Below are 17,202 nucleotides of genomic sequence, written 5' to 3'. Positions count from 1 at the left end.
CCCCGCGTACAGGAGAATTCAGGTCATGAGCAACCCCCAGCAGCTGCGGTACAGCAAGGAGCACGAGTGGCTGTCGGCCGTCGAGGACGGCGTGGCCACGATCGGCATCACGGAGTACGCGGCCAACGCGCTCGGTGACGTCGTCTTCGCCCAGCTTCCGGAGGTCGGTGACACGGTGACCGCGGGCGAGACCTGCGGCGAGCTGGAGTCGACCAAGTCCGTCAGCGATCTGTACTCGCCGGTGACCGGCGAGGTGACGGCGTTCAACCAGGACGTCGTGGACGACCCCTCGCTGGTGAACTCCGCTCCCTTCGAGGGCGGCTGGCTGTTCAAGGTGCGCGTCGAGGGGGAGCCGGACGATCTGCTCTCCGCCGACGAGTACACCGCGTTCTCCGGCAACTGAGACCTTAAGGGACCCCCTGATGTCGCTTCTGAACTCCTCCCTCCACGAGCTGGACCCGGACGTCGCCGCCGCCGTCGACGCCGAGCTCCACCGTCAGCAGTCCACCCTCGAGATGATCGCCTCGGAGAACTTCGCTCCGGTCGCGGTCATGGAGGCGCAGGGCTCCGTCCTCACCAACAAGTACGCCGAGGGCTACCCGGGCCGCCGCTACTACGGTGGCTGTGAGCACGTCGACGTGGTCGAGCAGATCGCGATCGACCGGATCAAGGCCCTGTTCGGCGCCGAGGCCGCCAACGTCCAGCCGCACTCCGGTGCGCAGGCGAACGCCGCCGCGATGTTCGCGCTGCTGAAGCCGGGCGACACGATCATGGGCCTGAACCTGGCCCACGGCGGTCACCTGACCCACGGCATGAAGATCAACTTCTCCGGCAAGCTCTACAACGTGGTCCCCTACCACGTCGACGAGAGCGGCCTCGTGGACATGGAGGAGGTCGAGCGCCTCGCCAAGGAGTCCCAGCCGAAGCTGATCGTGGCCGGCTGGTCCGCCTACCCGCGCCAGCTGGACTTCGCCGCCTTCCGCCGGATCGCGGACGAGGTCGGCGCGTACCTCATGGTCGACATGGCGCACTTCGCGGGCCTGGTCGCGGCCGGTCTGCACCCCAACCCGGTGCCGCACGCCCACGTCGTCACCACCACCACGCACAAGACCCTCGGCGGTCCGCGCGGCGGTGTGATCCTCTCCACCCAGGAGCTCGCCAAGAAGATCAACTCGGCGGTCTTCCCGGGCCAGCAGGGCGGTCCGCTGGAGCACGTGATCGCGGCCAAGGCGGTCTCGTTCAAGATCGCGGCGGGCGAGGAGTTCAAGGAGCGCCAGCAGCGCACCCTGGACGGCGCCCGCATCCTGGCCGAGCGCCTGGTCCAGCCGGACGTCACCGAGGTGGGCGTCTCCGTCCTCTCCGGCGGCACCGACGTGCACCTGGTCCTGGTCGACCTGCGCAACTCCGAGCTGGACGGCCAGCAGGCCGAGGACCGGCTCCACGAGCTGGGCATCACGGTCAACCGGAACGCCATCCCGAACGACCCGCGCCCCCCGATGGTCACCTCGGGCCTGCGGATCGGCACCCCGGCGCTGGCCACCCGCGGCTTCGGCGCCGAGGACTTCACGGAGGTCGCGGAGATCATCGCCTCCGCCCTCAAGCGGTCGTACGACGCGGACGACCTCAAGGCCCGTGTCGCCGCGCTGGCCGAGAAGTTCCCGCTGTACCCCGGCCTGAAGTAGCACCTGGCCTGCGGTTCCGCGCATCGTGACGGGGCACCGCGCACACTGAGGAGAGTGAGCGCGGTGCCCCGTTCCGCGCCCCCGGCCCGAAGTTTTCACCCTGCTTGCCCCGCTTGTCCCCGCACCGCCCAGGCAGACAACGGCGTCTTCCAACCCCCCAAGGAGTCCTCCCGTGGCCATCTCGGTCTTCGACCTCTTCTCGGTCGGCATCGGCCCGTCCAGCTCCCACACGGTGGGCCCGATGCGGGCCGCCCGGATGTTCGCGCGCCGCCTGAAGAACGAGGGGCTGCTCGCGCACACCACCTCGATACGCGCCGAGCTGTACGGCTCCCTCGGCGCGACCGGCCACGGCCACGGCACCCCGAAGGCGGTCCTGCTCGGCCTGGAGGGCGAGTCCCCGCAGACGGTCGACGTGGAGACGGCGGACGCCCGGGTCGAGGCGATCCGCTCCACCGGCCGGATCAACCTGCTCGACATGCACGAGATCGCCTTCGACTTCGACGAGGACCTGATCCTGCACCGCCGCAAGGCGCTCCCATACCACGCCAACGGCATGACGATCTTCGCGTACGACACCGAGGGCGCCCCGCTCCTGGAGAAGACGTACTACTCGGTCGGCGGCGGCTTCGTGGTGGACGAGGACGCGGTGGCCGGGGAGAACCCGATCGTCCCGGACGACACGGTCCTGCGCCACCCCTTCCGTACGGGCGACGAGCTGCTGCGCCTGGCCCGCGAGACCGGCCTCTCCATCTCCTCGATGATGCTGGAGAACGAGCTGGCCTGGCGCACGGAGGCGGAGATCCGCTCCGGCCTGCTGGACATCTGGCGGGTCATGCAGGCGTGCGTCTCGCGCGGCATGTCCCGCGAGGGCATCCTCCCCGGCGGCCTCAAGGTCCGCCGCCGCGCCGCCAACTCGGCCCGCCAGCTGCGCGCCGAGGGCGACCCGCAGGCCCACGCGATGGAGTGGATCACCCTCTACGCGATGGCGGTCAACGAGGAGAACGCGGCGGGCGGCCGCGTGGTCACCGCCCCCACCAACGGCGCGGCGGGCATCATCCCGGCCGTTCTGCACTACTACATGAACTTCGCCTCCCACGGCTGCACCGAGGCGGAGAAGGAGGACAGCGTCGTCCGCTTCCTCCTGGCCGCCGGTGCGATCGGCCTCCTTTTCAAGGAGAACGCCTCCATCTCCGGCGCCGAGGTCGGCTGCCAGGGCGAGGTCGGCTCGGCCTGCTCGATGGCGGCCGGCGCCCTCGCCGAGGTCCTGGGCGGCTCCCCCGAGCAGGTGGAGAACGCCGCCGAGATCGGCATGGAACACAACCTGGGCCTGACCTGCGACCCGGTCGGCGGCCTCGTCCAGATCCCGTGCATCGAGCGCAACGGCATGGCGGCGGTGAAGGCGGTGACGGCGGCGAAGATGGCGCTGCGGGGCGACGGCAGCCACAAGGTCTCGCTGGACAAGGTCATCAAGACGATGAAGGACACGGGCGCCGACATGAGCGTCAAGTACAAGGAGACGGCGCGGGGCGGGCTCGCGGTGAACATCATCGAGTGCTGAGCAGAATCGAGTACTGAGCAAATAGGCCCTGACCAGCGCTTTCCAATCTTTCAGCGCTGCCAGGGCCTTCTCTGTTTACACGGCGGAAAGTCCCTGGACCTCTGCCCGGCGTCGGCCTGCTCGTCGGCAGCCGTCATGGTTGCCGCCCTGGCGGCCCGAGCACACCGACCTGCTCGCCCTGATCGGCGAGGAGCGCCTGCGTCGGCTCGCCCGGCCCGGCCTCGCCCGTACGCGTACGGTCGTCGTTCCCGATCTGCGCGGCACCGGCGCCAGCGACCGGCCCGACGACGGGTACGCGAAGACGAACCAGGCCGACGACATCCGCGGCGTCCCCAAGGCCCTGGACCAGAACCTCGGCCTGCTCTCCCGTCGCCACCTGCGTATGCCCGTGCTGGCCATCGGGTACCGCGCGCTCCGGCGCAACCACCGCGAAGGCGCCGCGCCCTTACGCGGACGACGTCCGCGAGGTGTTCGCACCGACCGGACACTTCGTCGCCGAGGAGGACCCCGCCTGGTTCGTGGCGACGCTGGACGGCTTCCTCACCCCGACACGGCTCTGACTGCTCACGTCCCCTCGCCTTCCTCACGCCGGGACGGTACTCACACGCCCCCCGGCCCTCCCCCGAACCGCGCCACCACCGTACGTACAGCGATCGGCTGACTTGGCGTCAGGGAGCCGGGCGGGCTGTGAGCGTACGGGAGGTGGTGCGGAACCGCCCGGGCGGTAGGCCCCGTGCGCGGCTGAACGCGCGGCTGAAGGCGTATACCGAGGTGTAGCCGACGTCCTGGGCGATCCGCTCCAGCGGGAGGTCCGAGTCGCGCAGACGCCGGGCGGAGAGGTCCAGGCGCCGTCGGGTGAGGTAGGCGGCGGGCGTCTCGCCCAGGGCTTCGGGAAAACGGCGGGCCAGGGTCGCGCGCGAGACGCCGGTCGCCCGGGCGAGTTCCGTGGCCGTCCAGGCACGTCCCGGCTCTGCGTCGATCAGGGCCATCGCCTTGCTGACGACGGGGTCGCGCAGCGCGCGCAGCGGGGAGGCCGGGCCGTCGTCGTCCCGTTCGAGCCAGTGCCGCAGCGCCTGCACCAGCAGGACGTCGACGAGGCGGGCGAGAACGACCTGGCCGCCCGGCCGCGGCGCGGTCAGCTCGCGGCCCACGAGGCGGACGGTCTCGGCGAGCCCGCCGCCGTCGCCCTGCCCGCGGAGCAGGACGGTCTCGGGCAGCGCCGCCAGAAAGGACGCGGAGGCCGTGGGGTCGTGCGTGTAGTGCGCGCAGAGGATGTGCGTGTGCGCCTGCCCGTGTCCCATCCGGACTGTGCCGTCGGCGTCGAGCGTGTAGCCGTCGGAGTGCTCGGGTGAGGTCCGGGCGAGCGCCTCGGGGTCGCCCGCGAGGGCGTGTGCGCGGCCGCCCGGGAGCAGGAGCACGTCTCCGGCCCGGAGCTGCAGGGGTTCGGAGCCCTCGAGGGCGACCCACACGGTGCCCGAGGTCACCGCGTGGAACGCGGCCCCCTGCCGCTCGGACGACCACCACCCCCAGTCGTCCCCGGCGGCGATCCGCGCGCCGAGCACACCGCGCACCACCTGCGCGTCGATGAGTCCCGTCAGAGCATCCATGCTCTCAGTATGCCCAAAGCGCTCAGCACGCCGGATGCATGCGTCATACGGATATCAAATTGAGCATATGCGTCATTGATGCTCGCAGCCATGCTCCCTACGGTTGACGTCATGGACATCCGAGGGAGCATCGCACTCGTCACCGGCGGCAACCGCGGCATCGGCCGCCACTTCGTCCAGCAGCTGCTCGACCGAGGCGCCGCGAAGGTGTACGCCGCCGCCCGGAATCCGCAGAGCGTCGACGTACCCGGCGCGATTCCCCTGGCGCTCGACATCACCGACCCCGAGGCGGTGACCGCCGCGGCCGCGGCGGCCCCCGACGTGACACTGCTGGTCAACAACGCAGGCGCGGCCACGGGAAGCGACTTCGTCACCGGCGACCTCGCAGCGATCCGGCAGGAGTTCGAGACGAACTTCTACGGCCCGCTCGCGATGATCCGCGCCTTCGCGCCGATCCTGGCCACCAACGGCGGTGGCGCCGTCCTCAACGTGGACTCCCGCCTGTCCTGGCTCTCCTTCCCTGGCGTCAACGCCCACGCCGCCTCCAAGGCGGCCGCGTGGAGCATGACCTACGGGGTACGCCTGGAACTCGCCGAGCAGGGCACCCAGGTCACCGGCCTCCACCTCAGCTCGACCGACACCGACCTGATGGCCGGCTGGGACATCCCCAAGAACGACCCGGCCGACGTCGTGACCGTCGCTCTCGACGGCCTCGCGGCGGGCGCGCCCGAGGTGCTCGCCGACCGGGAGACCAGGGAGACCAAGGCGTCTCTCGGCATCTGAACCGAGAACGAGGACGGCCGGGCGACCGCATCCCGTCGGACGGGCGTCATCGGGCCCGCCCGCCGGTCGGCCCGGAACCGCGCACATCACCACCTGTCCTCACCCCACCAGCCTCACCCCACCAAGGAGTCCTGATATGACGACGTTGTTCGACGGCCATCGGCTCGGCGACCTGATCCTGCCGAACCGGGTGGTGATGGCGCCGATGACCCGGGTCCGAGCCGCCGCAGGCGGTCTGGCCACCCCCTCGATGGCCACGTACTACGCCCAGCGGGCCACCGCCGGTCTGATCGTGAGCGAGGGCGTGCAGCCCAGTCCCGTCGGACAGTCCAACCCGGGGACACCGGGCCTGCACACCGACGAGCAGGTCGCCTCCTGGCGGCCGGTGACGGCTGCCGTGCACGCCAACGGCGGCCGGATCTTCGCCCAGCTCATGCACGGAGGACGCGTCTCGCACTCCGACACGACCGGACTGCGGCCTGTCGGCCCCTCCGCGGTCCCGGCCGACGGTGAGGTGTTCACGCCCACCGGCCCCCAGGCCGCGCCGGTCCCGCGCGCCCTGGAGACCGCCGAGGTGCCCGAGCACGCCCGGTCGTACGCCGACGCCGCCCGCCGGGCGGTCGACGCCGGTTTCGACGGCGTGGAACTGCACGGCGCCAACGGCTACCTGATCTCGCAGTTCCTCTCCTCGAACGCCAACCTGCGCACCGACCATTACGGCGGCCCGGTGGCCAACCGCATCCGCTTCGCCGTCGAGGCGGCCGCGGCGACCGTGGAGGCCGTGGGCGCCGCCAGGACCGGCATCCGGCTCTCGCCGGGCGCGGCGTTCTGGGGCGTCGAGGAATCCGATGTGCCCGAGCTCTACGCGCGGTTGCTGAGCGAACTGGCCGGGCTGGGCCTCGCCTACGTCCACCTGGAGGCCACCGCCGACGAGGGAATCCTGGTCGGGCTGCGCCGCGCGTGGCCGGGCACCCTCATCATGAACCCGTCGGTCCCGATGGGCCCGAAGCAGGTCGGGCGGGCCGACGCCGACCACTGGCTCGGCCTGGGAGCCGACCTGATCAGCTTCGGCCGGGGCTTCCTGGCCAACCCCGACCTGGTCGAGCGCCTGCGCACCGGGCTGCCGATCGCGCCGGTGGACGAGGCCACGTACTACCAGGGCGGCGACGCAGGCTATCTGACGTACCCGGCCTACCGGCACACAGCCTGAAAGCGGGGCCGCAGGCGCGGTGGACGGGGTGGAGCTGACTCCACCCCACGACAGGTGCCTGCTCCCTCGTGGCCGCCGCGGCGGATTCCTAGCGTTTCCCTTGAGGACGATCCGGCCGTGAAGGCCGGGCGGGAGCCGGCTGAGTTCCGGGATTCCGTCGGTCCGTCGGCGATCCATCGCGGAGGGACGTGGAGATGTTCGGGCGACGCAGCGGTACGGAGGCTCTCGCAGGGGACCAGGGCCCGTCGGACAAGGTCCCGGCGCTGGACCTGGACACCGTGCGCCGTACGTACCCCGGCGGGGTGACGGCGCTCGACGGGGTGAGCCTGCGGGTGCCGGCCGGCCGCATGGTCGCCGTGCTCGGTCGCTCGGGTTCGGGAAAGTCGACGTTGCTGCAGTGCGCGGCGGGCCTGGACCGGCCGACGTCCGGGACGGTCCGGATCGGCGGTACGGGGCTCGCGGGTCTCGGGGAAGCGGCGCTCACGCGGCTGCGCCGCGACCGGGTGGGCTTCGTGTTCCAGTCCCTGAACCTGGTGCCGTCGTTGAGCGTGCTGGAGAACGCCGCGCTCCCCCTGCTGCTCGCGGGCCGGGAGGCGGACGGCCGGGCGCGGGCCGCCCTCGCGGCGGTCGGTCTCGCCGACCGTGCCGAGGACCGCCCGGCCCGGCTCTCCGGCGGTCAGCGGCAGCGGGTGGCGGTCGCCAGGGCGCTGGTCACCGAGCCGGACGTGGTGTTCGCGGACGAGCCCACCGGCGCGCTCGACCCGGTCACCGCCGCCGAGGTCCTCGCGCTGCTGCGGCACGCGGCCGACGACGGCCGCACGGTCGTGATGGTGACGCACGATCCGGTCGCCGCGGCCTGGGCGGACGAGGCGGTGTTCCTGCACGCGGGGCGGGTCGCCGCCCACGAGGTGGCACCACGCGCCGGGACCGTACGCGCCCTGCTGCACGAACTGGGACGCGGGCCCCACGAGGTGCCGGACGGGTGGCCGCACCTGCCGCCGGACCCGTTGCCTTACGAGCCCGGCGCCCGCGCCCACCGCGGCCCCGCCGCCGCACGGTACGAGCGGAACCCGCGGTGAGCACCGCACCGGCAGCCGCCCTGCTGGCCGCGCGGGCACGGCGGACACACCGTACGGCGTGGTCGGCGGTCGTCGTCGCGCTCGCGCTCGTCTCGCTGCTGCTCGGCGCCTTCGCCCTGACCGTCGGCGCCACGGCGCTCGGCCACGCGCGCGTGGAGCGCTACGCGGCCGCCGACGCCGTGGTGGCCGCCGACCAGACGACCCGCTACCGGGCCAAGCCGTGGGGCGGCGGGCCGGAGACCGCCGAGGCGGCCCTCACCGAGCGGGTCCGGGTGCCGTGGCACACCGTCGGCCTGCTGCGGAAGGTGGACGGCGTACGGGCGGCCGTGCCCGACAGCACGTTCCCGGTGACTGCGGAGAGCGCCCATGGCGCTGCTTTGCGGGGCAGTTCGTGGGAGGCCGCCCGGCTCGCGCCGTACGCCCTGCGGACAGGACGTGCGCCCGGTGCGGCGGACGAGGTGGTCGTGTCCGCCGGGCACGGGGCCTCGCCCGGCGACCGTGTGCGCCTGCGGGTGGGCGGGGCGGCTCGCACGTTCACGGTGGTCGGTGTCGCGGACGGCCGGGACGCCGTGCACTTCACGGCAGGCGAGGCGCGCCGTCTCGCCGGGCATCCCGGCACCGTGGACGCCATCGGCTTGCTGGCCGAACCGGGCGTGGAAACCGCCGAGTTGCAGGTTCGGGTCAGGGCCGCCCTCGACCGGGCCGGGGTGCGGGACGCCCTGGCGGAGGTACGGGCGGCCGACGATGCCACCGCCCTGCGGGTGTTCACCGGAGACGACCGGGGCGCCGCCGAGCAGTTGGCGGCGGCCCCGGCGCGGTCGGCGCTGCTCGCGATGTACGGAGCCGTCGCGGGAACCGTGGTCCTGATCGCGGTTCTGGTCATCGCCTCCCTGGTGGCGCAGGCCCTGCGCCAGCGGGCGGGCGAACTGGCGCTGCTCCGGGCCGTCGGCGCCGCGCCACGGCAATTGCGCGCCGCCGTCGGCCGGGAGGTCCTGCGGGTCTCGGTGGGTCCCGCGCTGCTCGGGGCGGTCGCCTCGGTGCCGGTGTGCTTCGGCCTGCTCGGCCTGCTGCGGTCCGGCGGCGCTCTGCCGTCGGGGTTCGAACCGGCCACACCCGCCTGGCTGTTCGCGGGTGTCCTGGTGACGGCGGGCCTGACCGTGGGCATCGCCCGCCTGACCGCGTTCCTCGGCTGCGAGCCCATTGCCCGGGCCCGGCCCGCGGCGGCCCTCGGGGCAACGGCCGCCGAACCGGTGAGGGAGCGCCCGGCCCGGCGGATCACCGGCCTGGTCCTGCTGGCCCTCGGCGTCAGCGCGGCCGGGACGGCGGCCCTGCAGAGCGGCGCGGCGGCGGCCGCCGCGGCGAGTGCGGCAGCGCTCACGATGGTCGTCGGCTGTGCGGTGCTCGGTCCGTGGATCGCCCGCGGCGCGATTCGGGTGGCGGCCGTCCCGCTGCGGCGCTTCGGCGGTCCCGCGGGGCGGCTGGCGGCGGCCGAGTGCGCGGCAGGCGCCCGCAGGCTGGGGGCGGCGATCACCCCCGTCGTCCTGGTCACCGCCTTCGTCCTGGTGCAGCTCACGGCGGGTGCGACCCTGTCGCGGGCCGGGGACGGGCAGGCGGTGGCGGCGATGCGGGCGGACCTGGCCGTGACGGCCACCGGTGACGGTCTGCCGCCCGGCGCCCTCGACCGCCTCCGGGGCACTCCCGGGGTCGCCGCCGTCAACGACGTCCTGCGCGGCACGGTGGTCCTGGCCGGACGCGAGGCGGGCTCGCCGGTCCTCGAACGCCTGCCGGTCCTCGGGGTCACCCCGGACGGCCTGCCGCACACCCTGGACCCGGGGCTCGTCGAGGGCTCGTTCGCGGATCTCGGCCCGGGTACGGTGTCGGTCGGCCGGGACCGGGCCAGGTCGATGGACCTGCGTCCGGGCGACCGCGTCCGGCTCCGCTTCGGCGACGGCACGGAGCGCTCCCCGCGCGTGGCGGCCGTGCACGAGCGCTCCCTGGCTCTGGGTGAATTCCTCTTCGCACGCGACGAGTTGGCCGCACACCTGACCGCACCGCGCAGCACCGAGGTGCTGATCGCGGCCACCCCGGGAACCGACCCGTCCGACCTGGGCGCCCGCCTGACGGGACGGCTCGCCGCCGATACCGCGAGCGCGGGCGCCCAGGCACGCGGCGGCCCGGCCGATATGACGCTACGTCAAGACCCTTCGCCGGTACGCCTCGTGGCCGAGGAGCAGCGCGCCGGGGAGATCCTGGCGGGTGTCGCCGTGGCCGCGATCGGGGCGTTCACCGTCATCGCCGTACTCAGCACCCTGACCCTGATCGGCATCGGGCGCCATCCGGCCCTGCGGCTCCTGCGGCTGGTCGGCGCGGGCCGGTCCCAGCTGCGCGGGATGCTCTGCGCCGAGGCCGCCCTGATCGCGGTGACCGGACTGGCCGTGGGGGCGGGGGTGGCGGCCGTCCCGCTGGCCGCTTTCAGCTTCGCGACCGCGCGCACCACGCCGTACCTGCCGCCGCTCCAGGGGCTGTTGATCGTCGGTGTGGTCGCGGTGGCGGCGACCGCGGGGACACTGCTCCCGGCCCGGAGGGCCCTGCGGTGACCGCACCGCGGAGCCGCCCGGGCCCGGTGCCCCGTTCAGGCGTTGAGATAGGCGAGCACGGCCCGCACCCTGCGGTGCCCGCTGTCGCTGGGCGGCAGTTCGAGCTTGGTGAAGACGTTGCCGATGTGCTTGTGCACCGAACGCTCCGTCACCACGAGGGACTTGGCGATCATCGCGTTGTCATGCCCCTCGGCCATCAGGTGCAGCACCTCGCGCTCGCGCGGGGTGAGGGCGGCCAGGGGATCGTCCCGGCGCCGCCGGGACATCAGCTCGGTGACGACCTCGGGGTCGAGCACCGTGCCCCCGTCGGCGACCCGGCCGAGCGCGTCGAGGAACTCGTCGACCCGGCCCACCCGGTCCTTGAGCAGATAGCCGACGCCCCGCGCCCCGCCGCCGAGGAGTTCGGCCGCGTAGGTCTCCTCGACGTACTGGGAGAGGACGAGCACCGGAAGGCCGGGCAGCTGCTCGCGGGCGGCGAGGGCTGCGCGCAGTCCCTCGTCACGGAAGTCGGGCGGCATCCGTACGTCGAGCACGGCGGCGTCCGGCCGCTGGTCGAGCAGCAGGGGCAGAATCTCGGGCCCGGTCGCGGCGACGCCCGCCACCTCATGGCCCGAGGAGCGCAGCAGGAGGACCAGGCCCTCCCGCAACAGGGCGTTGTCCTCGGCGATCACCACGCGCACGGCAGCTCCACTTCGATATCGGTCGGACCCCCTGCGGGGCTGGCCACCCGGACCGTTCCGTCCAGGGCGGCGACCCGGCGGCGGATGCCGATCAGACCGGTGCCGCGCGGCTGTTCGGGGTCGGTGCCGGTGAGGGCCTCCTCGGCGCCGCCGCGGCCCTCGTCGTGGACCCGGACGCGGACCAGCCGCGGCGTCCGGGTCAGCGTGACCGACGCCCGCTCGGCGCCGCTGTGCCTGGCCGCGTTGGTGAGCGCCTCGGCCACCACGAAGTAGGCGGCGGCCTCCACGGCGGCGGGGGCCCGCGTCCCGTCGTCCGTGCCGCCGACGCTCACCTCGACGTCCAGACCGCTGCTCGCGGCGAGCGCACGCACCGCGCCCTCCAGGCCCCGGTCGGTGAGGACGGGCGGGTGGATGCCGCGCACCACGTGCCGCAGCTCGGTGAGCGCCTCCTCCGCCTGCGTCTGCGCCTCGTCGAGCAGGGCGCGGCCGGTCGCGGGATCGGTGTCGTAGGCCCGTTTGGCGAGCCCGATGCGCATCGACAGGGAGACCAGGCGGGCCTGGGTGCCGTCGTGCAGATCGCGTTCGATGCGCCGCAGCTCGGCGCCGTGCGCGGCGACCGCGCCGGCCCGGGTCTCGGTGAGCTGCTCGACCCGGCGGGCGAGGCGGGCCTGCGGCGAAGGCGTCAGGAGGGCTCTGGACCACACGCATTCGAGATCGGCGATACGGGTGAGCAGGGGCAGGAGGACCGGGGGCCGGCCGAGCGCCCCGCACCACAGTCCGTCGACCACGATCGCGGGCACCCAGACGACCAGCGCGACGCAGAACAGGACGATCCCGTACACCAACTGGGCCCCGACCCAGCGCAGATCGCGCAGGGTGCCGGGGTCGTCGGCCGCGCCGCGCAGCCGCTCGACGACCGTCCCGGTCAAGGTGGCGTACGCCTCGGGCACCTCGACGCCCGTCCAGGCGCCCACCCGCCGCCGCTCGAAGCCCGCGAACCGCCGCACGGTCAGCACGGTCTCGGGCAGCATCCCCGCACCGACCACGAGGGCGGTCGCCATCAGCCCGATGAGGAACAGGGCGACCAGGAAGAGACAGGCACAGCTGAGCCCGAAGCCGACGACGAGATGCCGGGTCGCCCGCCAGGCCCTGCCCACCGCCTGTTCCATGGCGACCAGCCTAGGCGACAGGGACGGGCCCGCGAGGTGGAGCCTGCTACACCACGCACCGACGAGTGGGTGCCCTGCCGCGGCGCGGGGTGCGGCGACCAGGATGGAGGCATCAGGACGCACCGCGTCACCCACTCGCCCCCGGGAGCTCCCCATGAAGGCCCTGCTCTGGTTCGTGCTCGTCTGCTCGCTCCTCTTCAACGTGGCGACGAGCCTGTTGTGGTCCGGACCGACGCAGGTGGCACTCAGCGTCGCGTCCGGGCTGATCTTCCTGGGATCGGCGTTCACGCTGTGGCTGCTGCGCGAGAAGAGCCCGCAGAGCTTCTGAGCCTCCGGCCCGCTGGAACAAACCCCGCCAGGATGGCGCGAGTCCGTGCGGACCACGAGATCGCCACGCTCGATTCCACGGCCTGGGGGATCGCGGGGAAGCCCGACCGGCAACACCGAATCTGAGGGAGTCGTGATGGTACGCGCGAAGACCGTTTCAAGGCTGCGCAAGGGCATGCTGGTCGTCGCGGCGGTGAGTCTGGTGGGAGCCGCCACCACGATCGCCGCCGTGGCGGACACGCCACGGGAGGCGGCCGCACGAGCGGGCGGGAGCACAGCTCTGCAGGAGAGCCTCGACGCGTTGGTGAGCGAGGACAAGTTCCCCGCCGCGTTCGCGTGGGTGCGCAAGGACGGCCGTACCTCCTCGCCGGTCTCCGGGTCCGCGCGGCTGGACGAACAGGTTCCGGTCCCGCGCGACGGTTACGTACGGGCCGGCAGCAACACCAAGACGTTCACCGCGGTCGTGGTCCTGCAACTGGTGGCCGAGGGCAAGGTCGCCCTGGACGAGCCCATCGAGACATACCTTCCCGGAGTGGTACGGGGTGAGGGCATCGACGGCGGGAAGATCACCGTCCGGCAGCTGCTGCAGCACACCAGCGGCCTTCCCAACTACACCGAACACATCGGCCTGGAGAACTTCGCGAAGGTCCAGCACACGTTCTTCCATCCGCACGATCTGCTCACCGCGGCCCTGGCCCACCCGGCGGACTTCGCGCCCGGCGCCAAGTGGGGGTACAGCAACACCAACTACCTGCTGGCGGGCATGCTGATCGAGAAGGTCACCGGACGGCCCGTGCAGGAGCAGATCACCGAGCGCGTGATCCGGAAGGCGGGGCTGCGCCACACCTCCTGGCCGCAGCCCGGCGACCGGACCGTCCCGAAGCCCCATGCCCGGGGCTACGCGCTCAGCAGCCTGGAGAACGGCAAGGTCATCGACGCCACGCGGATGGACCCCTCCTGGGGCGGAGCCGCCGGCCAGATGATCTCCACACCGAGCGACCTCGCGAAGTTCGCCCGCCTGCTCCTCGACGGGAAGCTCCTCGCACCCGGGCAACTGGCCGAGATGCGCAGGACGGTCGACGCGCCGCTCATGCCCGGATGGCGCTACGGTCTCGGCGTCTTCAGCATCCCGCTGAGCTGCGGCGGCGAGTACTGGGGGCACGGCGGCGACATCGACGGCTACGAGACCCGGGGCGGCGCCACCGACGACGGCCGCTCGGTCGGCCTGGCGGTGACCGCGCTCCCGGGAACCTTCAGCGACGCGGAGAAGAGCGCGAAGGCGGTCATGGCCGCGACGGACACCGCGTTCTGCAACTGAGGCGTCTGGGTGCCTCTCCGCACACCGAGACGTGCTCAGGGGCTGACGCTCGCGGAGGCGGAACCGCCTTGGTCCGACAGGGCGCGAGGAAGGGCCGCAGCGCTGACAGCGGTTCCCGCGGAGCCTCCTCGGCCGGAAAAGTGGCCGCAGCCGGGGATGACCACGCCGGTGATGCCGTCCGCAGCGGCCTCCATGGTCACCGCGCCCTCTCCCCTCCCGGTTCGGTGACTCCACGTTCGATGACTCCACGCTCGATGACTCCAATGAGGTGACTTTCCGGGTTTCCGCCCATCCGTACACCTCTGTGCTCCGAACCCGTCGCGAACCCGCCCGTACCTGCGGGCGGGGCACCGTACTTCCCCTGGAGCATCATGCGTACACGCAGAACCGTCGTCGCCGCCTCCGTCGCCGTGGTCGCGGCCCTGGCCGCTCCGGCCCTCGCGTCCGCGGGCGGCCATGACGGGCCCGCCATGAACCACCGAGGGCACAATGCGCTCACCGCCATCGGGCTGACCGCCGACCAGCGCCTGGTCGCGTTCGCCGTCGACCGGCCCGCCAGGACCACGGCCATCGGGAAGGTGTCCGGGCTGCGCGGTGACACCAAGGTCGTCGGGATCGACTTCCGTGTCCAGAACGGGAAGCTGTACGGAGTCGGCGACAAGGGCGGTGTCTACACCCTGAACACCGCCGACGCCAAGGCCCTGAAGGTCTCCCGGCTCACCGTCGCCCTCTCCGGCAAGCGGTTCGGCGTCGACTTCAACCCCGCCGCCAACCGGCTCCGCGTCATCAGTGATACCGGGCAGAACCTGCGGCACAACATCGACGACGGCGCCGCTCCCCTGGGGACCATCGCTGACGGCACCCTCACCAACCCCACCATGCCGCCCTCCACCGCCATGGGTGTCACCGGCGCCGCCTACACCAACAACGACCTCGACCCGGCCACCGCGACCACCCTGTTCGACATCGACACCCTGGCCGACCGCGTCTCCCTCCAGTCGCCCGCCAACGCCGGCACCCTCGCCCCGACCGGGAACCTCGGCGTGGACGCGGGCCCGGACGCCGGGTTCGACATCTACTTCTCGCCGAAGCACGGCACCAACCACGGCTTCGCCACCCTCAACACGGCCGGTGCCGCCCGCCTGTACGCGGTCGACGTGCTCACCGGCGCCGCCCGCGACCTCGGCGCCTTCCCCCGGGCCCACCAGGTCACCGACCTCGCCCTGCCGCTCGACCAGCACTGAGCCACAGCCCGCTGTGCGGTGGGCCGCCGGACCCTCCGGCGGCCCACCTCCGGCTCTACCCGAAGGTGAACGCGTACGCCTCCAGTCCCTCGTCCAGGCGGAGTTCGAGACGGGCGGTGCGCGGGTCCTTGTCGTCGGTCAGGCGGTACAGGGCCGGGGAGCCGGACACATCGATCGTCCTGGTGGCCTTGCCGTCCACGACGACGGTGACCTTTCCGGTACCGGCGAGGACCAGGTTGGCGTTCTTGGCACGGTAGGTGAAGGCGAGGCGGGCGTCGGGGCCCGCGGTGAAGTGCTCGTAACCGGCGGTCCATGTGCCGTCGAGCGAGAGCTTGTTGAGGGGCAGGGGCTCGCGGGGGAAGCGGTAGACGGCGGGCTTGTCGTCCACCAGGGGGGTGCCGACGTAGCCGCGGATGCGCAGGTTGCTGAGGTAGGTCTCGGGGGTCCGGCCGGTGGTCAGGTCGTCCATCGCGCGGCCGGTCGGCTCGGGGAGAGCGACGGTGGGGTCCGCCTGGCGGAGCAGTTCCCGGATCATCTTCTCGGTCTTGTCGTAGTCGCCTTCGCCGAACTTGAAGTAGCGGACGGTGCCTTCGGCGTCGATGAGGTACTTGGCGGGCCAGAAGCGGTTGCGGTAGTTGTCCCAGGTGGTGAGGTCGTTGTCGAGGGCGACGGGCCAGGTCACGCCGAGCTTCCTGGCCCCGGAGACGACGTTGTCACGCTTCTTCTCGAAGGCGAACTCGGGTGAGTGGACGCCGATGATGCGCAGTCCGGCATCCTCGTAGGCGCGTTCCCAGTCCTGCAGATGGGGCACCGCGCGCTGGCAGTTGATGCAGGAGTACGTCCAGAAGTCGATCAGGGTGACCTTGCCGCGCAGGCTCTTGAGGTCGACGGGCCGGTTGCCGGGGGTGTTGAGCCAGCCGTCGATGCCTTCGAGCGGTGGGGCCTGTCCGCACGCACGGAGTTCGTCGGCGCCGTCCTCGCAGCGGGAGAGCTCCTTGTTGGAGTCGTCGTAGAGCCCGGAGAGCTGCTGCCTGGCGGCGTCGCTGTCCTCGATCTTCCTCTGGACGCCGGAGGTGTAGTCCGGCAGGGTCCGCTGGATGGCGGCGGTGACGTCGAAGGCGAGGCCGAGGGCGAGCACGATCATCAGGGAACCGGCGACGATGCGGAGCCCCCGGGCGCGCCTGCGGAACGCGGCGACCCGCTCGGCGACCCTGCGTCCGGCCAGGGCGAAGGCCAGGAGGGGTACGGCGGTGCCGACGGCGAAGGACAGGGTCAGCACCACGATGTCGGCGCTGATCTCGCCCCGCGCCCCGGCGACGGTGATCGCGGCGAGAACGGGACCGGCGCAGGGGACGTACAGCAGGCCCAGTCCCAGGCCCAGGGCGAAGGCGCTGCCCTCCTTGTTGACCTGGCGCTGCGGGATACGGGCGAAGGGCTTCTCCAGTACGCGTTCGACGGGCGGGAGGATCAGACCGAGCCCGATGAGCACGAGCAGGCCCAGGCCGGTGTAGCGCAGGATGTCCTGGGGCAGTCCGAGTGCGGAGATGATCGTCACGCCGAGCAGGGTGAAGAAGGCGAAGCTGACGACCAGCCCGGCGACCACGGCGTACGGGCGCCGGTTGCGCGGCGCCCGTACGGCCCCGGCCGGGTCCGGAGCGGGTGCCTCCGGAGCGGCCGGGTCCTGGGCGGGTGCGGTCCGTACCGCGGGGCCGCCCGCCGCACCCCTCCGCGGCGGAGCGGGCCCCGCGTCCGGTGCCCCGGTCGTGGCGCCGGGCTTCGTACGGCCGTCCCCCTTGCCGCCGGTTCCGCCGGCCAGGAACACCACGGGGAGGACGGGCAGGATGCAGGGCGATACCGCGGTGATCAGCCCTCCCAGCAATCCGATCAAGGCCAACGTGAGCATGCCGGTCACCTTCCGTCCGGAGTGCGGCGGGCGCGCGCATCCTCC

At 72.7% G+C, this 17,202-nt stretch carries 13 protein-coding genes and 1 pseudogene; 10 read left to right on the top strand and 4 right to left on the bottom strand.

Going from position 1 to position 17,202, the window contains the following annotated elements:
* Positions 1–25 precede the first annotated feature (25 nt).
* The 4 genes and pseudogenes from B7C62_26430 (at position 26) to B7C62_26415 (ending at position 3,800) form a co-directional block, all read left to right on the top strand.
* The gene (locus tag B7C62_26430) at positions 26–403 is read left to right on the top strand and encodes a glycine cleavage system protein H (GenBank protein ID ARF75391.1); all 378 of its coding nucleotides are present in this window, start codon (positions 26–28) and stop codon (positions 401–403) included.
* A gap of 19 nt (positions 404–422) precedes the next feature.
* Complete coding sequence (locus B7C62_26425; GenBank protein ID ARF75390.1) at positions 423–1,682, top strand: serine hydroxymethyltransferase; 1,260 nt, start codon at positions 423–425, stop codon at positions 1,680–1,682.
* 172 nt (positions 1,683–1,854) lie between these two features.
* Positions 1,855–3,240 carry an L-serine ammonia-lyase gene (locus B7C62_26420; GenBank protein ID ARF75389.1) on the top strand — a complete coding sequence of 462 codons (1,386 nt, stop codon included), beginning with the start codon at positions 1,855–1,857 and terminating at the stop codon, positions 3,238–3,240.
* Positions 3,241–3,436: 196 nt separating this feature from the next.
* Positions 3,437–3,800 (top strand): annotated as a pseudogene (locus B7C62_26415) (hypothetical protein).
* A gap of 108 nt (positions 3,801–3,908) precedes the next feature.
* Here the strand turns inward: B7C62_26415 and B7C62_26410 are convergent.
* A complete protein-coding gene (locus tag B7C62_26410; protein ID ARF75388.1) occupies positions 3,909–4,847 on the bottom strand; it encodes an AraC family transcriptional regulator in 939 nt (312 codons plus the stop codon).
* Positions 4,848–4,958: 111 nt separating this feature from the next.
* Between B7C62_26410 and B7C62_26405 the strand changes: the two genes are divergently transcribed.
* The 4 genes from B7C62_26405 (at position 4,959) to B7C62_26390 (ending at position 10,516) form a co-directional block, all read left to right on the top strand.
* Positions 4,959–5,630: a short-chain dehydrogenase gene (locus B7C62_26405; GenBank protein ID ARF75387.1), complete on the top strand. Its 672-nt coding sequence runs from the start codon at positions 4,959–4,961 to the stop codon at positions 5,628–5,630.
* Positions 5,631–5,766: 136 nt separating this feature from the next.
* Positions 5,767–6,840, top strand: a complete 1,074-nt coding sequence (locus B7C62_26400) for an alkene reductase (protein ARF75386.1) — start codon at positions 5,767–5,769, stop codon at positions 6,838–6,840.
* Between the two features lie 188 nt (positions 6,841–7,028).
* Positions 7,029–7,919: an ABC transporter ATP-binding protein gene (locus B7C62_26395; protein ID ARF75385.1), complete on the top strand. Its 891-nt coding sequence runs from the start codon at positions 7,029–7,031 to the stop codon at positions 7,917–7,919.
* On the top strand, positions 7,916–10,516 hold the full coding sequence (locus B7C62_26390) for an ABC transporter permease (protein ARF75384.1): 2,601 nt from the start codon (positions 7,916–7,918) through the stop codon (positions 10,514–10,516). The genes B7C62_26395 and B7C62_26390 overlap by 4 nt, the downstream gene beginning before the upstream one ends.
* 35 nt (positions 10,517–10,551) lie before the next feature.
* Here B7C62_26390 and B7C62_26385 read toward each other — a convergent pair whose 3' ends face one another.
* Together B7C62_26385 and B7C62_26380 are read right to left on the bottom strand one after the other, a co-directional pair.
* On the bottom strand, positions 10,552–11,196 hold the full coding sequence (locus B7C62_26385; GenBank protein ARF75383.1) for a DNA-binding response regulator: 645 nt from the start codon (positions 11,194–11,196) through the stop codon (positions 10,552–10,554).
* Entirely contained in the window at positions 11,184–12,353 is a 1,170-nt protein-coding gene (locus tag B7C62_26380; GenBank protein ID ARF75382.1) for a sensor histidine kinase, read from the bottom strand. Before B7C62_26380 ends, B7C62_26385 begins: the two co-directional genes overlap by 13 nt.
* Positions 12,354–12,828: 475 nt before the next feature.
* Between B7C62_26380 and B7C62_26375 the strand changes: the two genes are divergently transcribed.
* Together B7C62_26375 and B7C62_26370 are read left to right on the top strand one after the other, a co-directional pair.
* Positions 12,829–14,010, top strand: a complete 1,182-nt coding sequence (locus B7C62_26375) for a serine hydrolase (GenBank protein ARF75381.1) — start codon at positions 12,829–12,831, stop codon at positions 14,008–14,010.
* 371 nt (positions 14,011–14,381) lie between these two features.
* Positions 14,382–15,254: a hypothetical protein gene (locus B7C62_26370; protein ID ARF75380.1), complete on the top strand. Its 873-nt coding sequence runs from the start codon at positions 14,382–14,384 to the stop codon at positions 15,252–15,254.
* A 55-nt stretch (positions 15,255–15,309) separates the two neighbouring features.
* On the opposite strand, the gene B7C62_26365 is transcribed toward B7C62_26370, so the two are convergent.
* Positions 15,310–17,157, bottom strand: a complete 1,848-nt coding sequence (locus B7C62_26365; GenBank protein ARF75379.1) for a thiol:disulfide interchange protein — start codon at positions 17,155–17,157, stop codon at positions 15,310–15,312.
* Between the last annotated feature and the right edge of the window lie 45 nt (positions 17,158–17,202).

Origin of the sequence: Kitasatospora albolonga, assembly GCA_002082585.1 — a bacterium.
Lineage (GTDB): Bacteria > Actinomycetota > Actinomycetes > Streptomycetales > Streptomycetaceae > Streptomyces > Streptomyces stephensoniae.
This window is presented reverse-complemented; position numbering and strand designations above follow the sequence as displayed.